The sequence below is a fragment of the Enterobacter sp. 50793107 genome (assembly GCF_001463365.1).
Taxonomy (GTDB): Bacteria; Pseudomonadota; Gammaproteobacteria; order Enterobacterales; family Enterobacteriaceae; genus Enterobacter; species Enterobacter cloacae.
This window is the reverse complement of the sequence record NZ_LNII01000123.1, coordinates 1-5576: the sequence shown is the minus strand read 5'-3', so window position 1 is coordinate 5576 and position 5576 is coordinate 1. Positions and strand designations below refer to the sequence as shown.

Annotated in this window: 5 protein-coding genes; 2 read left to right on the top strand and 3 right to left on the bottom strand. The window is 50.6% G+C overall.

What is annotated here, in order from left to right; translation table 11 throughout:
* Window positions 1–387 (bottom strand): hypothetical protein (locus tag APU11_RS16435; protein ID WP_060578648.1); only part of this gene is annotated, 387 nt, incomplete at its 3' end.
* A 104-nt stretch (window positions 388–491) separates the two neighbouring features.
* Between APU11_RS16435 and APU11_RS16430 the strand changes: the two genes are divergently transcribed.
* Both APU11_RS16430 and APU11_RS16425 read left to right on the top strand, forming a co-directional pair.
* The gene (locus tag APU11_RS16430; protein WP_013098708.1) at window positions 492–995 is read left to right on the top strand and encodes an RNA helicase; all 504 of its coding nucleotides are present in this window, start codon (window positions 492–494) and stop codon (window positions 993–995) included.
* 72 nt (window positions 996–1067) lie between these two features.
* Window positions 1068–1556, top strand: coding sequence for a TIGR00645 family protein (locus APU11_RS16425; RefSeq protein ID WP_013098707.1), 489 nt, complete (start codon window positions 1068–1070; stop codon window positions 1554–1556).
* A gap of 48 nt (window positions 1557–1604) precedes the next feature.
* On the opposite strand, the gene APU11_RS16420 is transcribed toward APU11_RS16425, so the two are convergent.
* The gene (locus tag APU11_RS16420; protein WP_023622102.1) at window positions 1605–2645 is read right to left on the bottom strand and encodes an aldo/keto reductase; all 1041 of its coding nucleotides are present in this window, start codon (window positions 2643–2645) and stop codon (window positions 1605–1607) included.
* 178 nt (window positions 2646–2823) lie between these two features.
* On the bottom strand, window positions 2824–5370 hold the full coding sequence (locus APU11_RS16415; protein ID WP_239691334.1) for an autotransporter outer membrane beta-barrel domain-containing protein: 2547 nt from the start codon (window positions 5368–5370) through the stop codon (window positions 2824–2826).
* Window positions 5371–5576 lie beyond the last annotated feature (206 nt).

Genomic DNA, 5576 nt, shown 5'->3' with positions numbered 1-5576 from the left:
ATAAAAAATAGGGTTATTTTTTTCTCGCGTAATTAGATTAAGCCAAATTTCATTGCCCGCTTCATTTATTTCTTTGGTCTTTTCGGCCATTATTTGACTTAGTTTCTGGGCATCTATTTCGCCTTCTGCCTGCAGGTCATTCAACAGGTGGACAAAGGCTTCAATTTTGATGGCGCGAAATAACCGATCCTTTATATGACGATCGTGCTCTTCCAGCAACATATTACGTGATTTGCCGCTACGGGAAACACCAATTAATATGTCAGGCTCAAAATCAGCGAGCTTTCTTTTTCCCTGAGTGAAATTAGCCTCTTTTTCTGCTTCCGTCGGTTGCTGTTCCACAGGCGTGATGTGGTACTTAGCCGGGACGAGATAGTCGGGCAACATTTTTTAATTTCCTTTAATTTCAACAAGGTGGGGAAGATAAAGGCGTGAGATTCGTTGACAATATCATGAGGCAATTTTAAAATCAAAAAAAATGGAGCCAACCCATGAACAGCATCTTTTTTACGGTCATTACATTACTATTACTGACCGCTGGTGTTCTTTTATTGATGCAGGAGTTCAATAAAACGAAAGAGTCGAAAGACACCAGTGAAACCCCACAGCCTGAACTGATGACTAAAGAGGAAGGTGAAGACCATTTCTCTGTTTTGATGAACTCGGTGACGCCGGTTTGGTACTGGCGGGTGAACCATGAATATATCGACTTTTTGCACGCGACAATAAAGCGGATGAAAATGTCGGAAATTAATGACACGCCGGGCCTGTTTGAAGCGCAGCGTCGCTGCAGTGACCTGAATTCAGCGGTCTATAAATATTACGACAATATCAAAAAGCGCTGTCTGAATGGTGAGAAGGTCTCGTATTCCGATTTAGACGTATTAAACCTGCGTCAGTGCTTTCGCGAGTTCAGCCTGGAAGCCTATCCAGAGCTGGTGGTGCTGGTCTGGCCGGAGTATGCGCGCCCTGAGGTGGATCCTGACAACGTGTAATGGTTAGTTGTTGCAAACAGTTAGCGCCGTTGCGATATACTGAGTGCTGGTTTCGTTTGCAGACAGGACTTTATGGAACGCTTCTTTGAAAACGCTATGTACGCCTCGCGCTGGATACTGGCACCCGTCTATTTTGGCCTTTCGCTGGCGCTGATTGCGCTCACGATTAAGTTCTTCCAGGAAATCTTGCATGTTCTGCCGAACATCTTTTCCATTGCCGAAGCAGATTTGATTCTGGTTCTGCTGTCACTGGTGGATATGACGCTGGTGGGGGGCTTACTGGTGATGGTGATGTTCTCTGGCTATGAGAATTTTGTCTCCCAGCTTGATATCGACGCGCGTAAAGAAAAGCTGAGCTGGCTGGGCAAAATGGATGCCACGTCGCTGAAGAATAAAGTGGCCGCTTCGATTGTGGCGATCTCCTCCATCCACCTGTTACGCGTGTTCATGGACGCAAAGAATGTCCCGGACAACAAACTAATGTGGTATGTCATTATCCATCTGACGTTTGTGCTTTCGGCGTTTGTGATGGGGTATCTGGATAAGATCAGCAAGAAGTAATTTCCTTCTTAACCACCCTCTCCCTGTGGGAGAGGGCAACAGACCGCACTATTTATCCGACGACGCCTGCCACAGATTCAACTCTCCATCCGCAACATGCTTATCAATGCGTATCAGCTCCTCTTCGCTAAAGCGCAGGTTTTTCAGCGCCTGAACGTTCTCTTCCAGCTGTTCCGGGCGGCTCGCACCAATCAGCACGGACGTTACGCGCTCATCTTTCAGCAGCCAGCTTAGCGCCATCTGCGCCATTGTCTGACCACGTGCCTGTGCCATCTCATTGAGCAAGCGCAGACTGTTCAGATTGGCTTCGGTCAGCATCTTCTGCGTCAGCCCGCGCACTTTATTCCCCTCGCGCTGCATCCGCGAACCTTCAGGAATACCGTTGAGGTATTTTCCGGTCAGCAACCCCTGCGCCAGTGGGGTAAACGCAATACAGCCAGTACCGTTTTGCTTTAGCGTCTCCAGCAGGCCGGTTTTATCCACCCAGCGGTTAAGCAGGTTGTACGACGGCTGATGGATGAGCAGTGGGATTTTCCATTCGCGAAGCAGGTCAGCCATTTTCTGCGTGCGCGCCGTTGAATAGGACGAAATTCCGACATACAGCGCTTTACCGCTCTGCACCGCATGGGCCAGCGCGGCAGCGGTCTCTTCCATCGGCGTGTTCTCATCCACGCGATGGGAATAGAAAATATCGACATATTCCAGACCCATACGCTTCAGGCTCTGGTCGAGGCTGGCGAGCAGATATTTGCGCGAGCCGCCCGAGCCATACGGTCCCGGCCACATGTCGTAACCCGCTTTGGTGGAGATAATCAGCTCGTCGCGACAGGCGGCAAAATCCTCCCGCAGCAGGCGACCAAAGTTTTCTTCCGCGCTCCCCGCAGGCGGGCCGTAGTTATTGGCAAGATCGAAATGGGTGATACCGAGGTCGAAGGCTTTACGCAGTAGCGCACGCTGGGTGTCGAGCGGCTGAACATGGCCGAAGCTATGCCACAGGCCGAGCGACAGCGCAGGCAGGCGCAGCCCGCTTTTGCCACAGTAGCGGTACTGCATATTTTCATAACGGCCGGGGTTAGGGTGCCAGGACATGATGTCTCCTTTCTTATCGATGAATTTTTGAAACAGCGTTTTCATTCTGTCCTTATCAAAACACAAATCCTGGGAAGAAGCGATGCCAGACCTCACTGACAGCACTTTCCCCAGGACCTGTTTGATGGCATGCACCGTACTGCCCGGTAAACGCAGCGTACCGGGCATCAGACGACACTCAGAAGCTGTAGCTCATCCCCGCCTGCACGCTGGCATCGTTATCCACATCGCCCGTGCCGACGTATACACCTGTGTTAAGGGTAAAGTTGTGGGCAACGGTGGCATTAATACCCGCCCCGAACATACCCATGGCGTTGTTATGACCGGAGGTGTTGTGGTAATCCGCTACCTGAATGTCAGTATCATCGCTGAACTCTTTCTGGAAGCGCGCGTCAATCCACGGCATCACCTGCACGTTCTTATTCAGATCCCGAAGCGTGGTCGTTAGCCGAACCCCGACACCCCCGTTCCATGACGAGACCTGGCTGTCGGCAAAGGCCACTTCACTGTCAGAGAAGCCGTTTGCTTTGGTCTGATCCCAGCCTAAGGTGGCGTAAGGTTGCAGCAGCGTTTCGCCAGGCAGCAGTACGTTCACCCCCGTGCGGGCCTGTGCAAGATACAGGCTACCATCGGTGGAGCCGTGCAGCGCTTCCGTCATACCGCTGGTGTTGCCCGTAACGTTATTGGCAGACAGGGAGTAACGCATATCGCCATAGCTGAAGCTGCCATCAGCGAACAGTCCCCAGTTTCTGCTGTCTAGCGCCTGCTGCCAGCCGCCGTAAATGCTGTAGTAATTGCCGTAAACGCTGTCTTTAAAGCCGTCGACACTGTCGCTGGTGTCCTGCGCGCGGCTGCGCGTCCACGCCAGTGCGATACCGCCGGTTACGCTATCGCCGTTGTTCAGATGAGCGGTCCAGTCCACGCCGCCCTGTGCCCCCTGGGTAATGCTCTTATAGTCGACGTCGTTGCTGAAATTGCCGTTCTGATAGAGAAAATCCCCCCAGACCTGCGCGCCATCCTGCTGTTCTCCCAACATATTTGCGAGATGCACCTGGTTCATATGGTTGCTGATGTCATCAGCAACCTGATGTCCGGCCTGTTCGGCGGCATCCAGTCCGGCGATCAGCCCCTGAACGTCGCTCGCGAGGTTTCCCTTCTGGCTGTTAAATTCAATATTCCAGCTCTGGCTATTATCTGCGGTAAGCTGAGTCTGAGGTGAGCCGTCGGCGGCAACAATATTCAGGCTATTGTTGTAGTTATACGCGCCGCTACGGTTCTCAACATTCTGCTGACCGTTGGTAAAACTTGCGGCGGCATAATTTTCTGGTGCGCTGCTGCCTGAAGTGGTGAACGTACCAAGAACAACGTTACGTTGATTCAGTGCTGACGGGGTGATGCTATTCACAATCACTGCGTTATTGGCGCCGGTAATATTACCGAAATTAACATAGCTGTCGGTGCTCATGGTAACCAGTGCATTGCTGCCGGTGGTGGTGGCAATCAGGGTTGAACCGTTTTGCAAACTCCAGCTGGTTGCATCGTTAATTTTATCAATGGCAATACTGTTATCGCTGGTGGTATTTACCGTTTCAAACTGGCTTATTTGTCCGGATATGGAACTGCCCGCATCCATTGAAAGAGTATCGCTACCGTCACCGCCGTTAACATTGCCATTTACATGTGAATCATTGGTCAGCACGATCGTATCATCACCCGCACCCGTTGTAATATCACCGTTGACGGTTGCATTATTCTGCAGCGTGATGGTGCTGCTGCCCTTATTCTGGCTGGTATTTATCCCGCCATTCACGGTGCTGTTATCCACCAGAACGGAATTTGCGGAATTACCATCGACGGTTACATTGCCATTTACAACGCTGTTATTTGTCAGTGAGATATGGGTGGTGCCGTTTTCGTTAATGGCCCCAATATCTCCGGTGATCGTGCTGTTATTCAGCGCCAGCGAATCAGCCTTCGTTCCGTACATTGCAATGGCGACATCGCCAAAGGCATCCAGGTTGATGTCGCTGAAGGGCTTGTATTCGCTCAGTTTTACCGCCAGCGTGTCGATGTTCTGCGCGATTTCGCTCTGCGAGGCATCCACGGAAGCGTTAGTCAGCGTAATATTGGTATCAGATTTATCGCTACCCGCGTAGATACCGCCTCTATCCATCGTACTGTCGCTGATGGCAATATTTTGCGCACCGGCTCCCGCGCTGAGAATACTGCCGTGCAGTAAGCTGCCGTTCTCAACGATCACGTTGTGGTAGCCTTTATCCATCGGGTCGAGGTAAATGGCTGAACCCATCATATAGGCTTTCTTTCCCTCATAGCTTCCGGCGTCATTTTCGCCATTCAGCATAGCGGCATCGATGGTAACCGTCGTATTGGTGGTTGCGCCAGTATTGCCCACTTCGATCATATCGACGGTGGCGCCGTTATTCAGCGTAATATTAGCCGTCCCCCCGTTGCTGCCCTGAATATAATGGCCTGACATGTCGGTGCCGGAAACGGTCAATGACTGGGTATCTCCTGATTCACGGCTTCCATCCATAAATATATTATTTGCGGTGGTGTCGGCCATAATGGCATTAGTCACGCCGGGATCCTGATAGAAACTATTATCTTTGTACTTCGATAAGCCGCAGGTCTGCGATGTCACGCCGGGCTGGCAGGGCGTGGCTGGCGTTACGGCAGCCTGGGCGCCAAATGACGTTAAAGCCACTAAAACACATTGCGAAAGCAACGTACGATTCATTAATTTGCGCATTTTAAGTTCTCTGGATGAGTCGATAATTGTCCGGCTCTTTTTAAATGAATTTATTTAAAATAAGAACTTTCTTACGGAGTGGGGATGTAATGAAATCTAAAAATATATCCCCCGAAATAATTAACAGTTAAATAATTAAACCTGATTGATAAAATTTAATT